The organism is Mycobacterium sp. ST-F2, from assembly GCF_001905655.1.
Lineage (GTDB): Bacteria > Actinomycetota > Actinomycetes > Mycobacteriales > Mycobacteriaceae > Mycobacterium.
On sequence record NZ_JMHT01000123.1, the window covers coordinates 1 to 1,282 of the forward strand.

Here is a 1,282-nt window from a genome sequence, read left to right on the forward strand (position 1 = left end):
GTGGGCTTGACCCCTGATGGTGGACACCTAACTGGTGGGACTGCTGGTCCTGCGGGAAGGATGTCCGTATGGCGGGCAAGCGTAAGAAGTACACCCCGGAGTTTCGGGAGCAGGCTGCCCGCCTGGTGATCGAGACGGGACGTCCGATCGCGCATGTGGCCGCGGAGATGAATCTGGGTGAGCAGTTGTTGGGTCGGTGGGTGCGCCAGGCCCGCGAGTCGGCCGGGGATACTGGCGGGGTGCTTGATGTTGATGAGCGCGCCGAGTTGGAGCGGCTGCGCAAGGAGAACGCTGAATTGCGTTTGGACCGTGAGTTTTTAAAAAAAGCGGCAGCCTTCTTCGCCTCCGAACAGAACCGGTAGATGCTTACCGGATCATCGAGGCGGAGAAGGCGAACTTCAGCATTGTGCGGATGTGCCGACTGCTGGTGGTATCGCGGTCGGGGTTCTACAAGTGGCGTGTGGCCGGCGCTGCCGGTCCTACGCCGGCCCAGCAGCGCCGTAAGCGCCTCGACACCGCAGTTGCGGGGTTTCATGCCGACTCCGACGGGGTGAACGGCGCACCGCGCATCCTGGCCGATCTACGGGAGGATGGCTGGGTGGTCTCGTGCAAGACGGTGGCGGCATCACTGCGCCGCCAAGGTTTGTTCGGGATCAGTCCGCGCACTTTCGGTCCGCCGACCACCGTGGCGGACCCGGATGCCGAAGCGATCCCGGACCTGGTCAAACGTCGTTTCGATACCGGTGTGCTCAACGCGGTGTGGACCAGCGACATCACCTATCTGCGGACTGGGGAAGGCTGGTTGTATCTGGCGGCGGTACGGGACGGGCATTCGCGGCGGGTGATCGGTTGGGCGATCGCCGATACCCTGCATACCGATGTTGTCGAGTCGGCGTTGACGATGGCGATCGCGTTGCGTGGCCCGTTGCCGGAGAAGGTGATTTTCCATGCCGATCGGGGCTGTCAGTACACCTCGGCGCAGCTGGCTCGGTTCGCCCGGGAGAACAACCTGCTGCGGTCGGTGGGCCGTACCGGGGTGTGCTGGGATAACGCTGCGACTGAATCATTATGGGCGACAGTGAAAGTCGAGTTTTACGACCGGCGGTTGTGGCCGACGAAAGCTGCCGCTAGGCTCGCCGTCGGTGACTGGATCGAGCGGGTCTACAACCGCCGCCGGCGTCACAGCGCACTGGGCATGATCAGCCCCGTCGAGTTTGAAAACCGGATCAATCAGACGGCACAAGCCGCCTGACCCTGTGTCCACCAAACAGGGTCAAGCCCA

Annotated in this window: 1 protein-coding gene; it reads left to right on the top strand. The window is 63.3% G+C overall.

Going from position 1 to position 1,282, the window contains the following annotated elements:
- Positions 1-68: 68 nt before the first annotated feature.
- Positions 69-1,252, top strand: a protein-coding gene (locus EB75_RS28145) for an IS3 family transposase (RefSeq protein WP_142239881.1) whose coding sequence is annotated in 2 segments (ribosomal slippage) — positions 69-321 and positions 321-1,252 — 1,185 coding nt in all. Because the reading frame shifts where the segments join, the coding sequence is not laid out codon by codon here.
- The last annotated feature ends 30 nt before the right edge of the window (positions 1,253-1,282 follow it).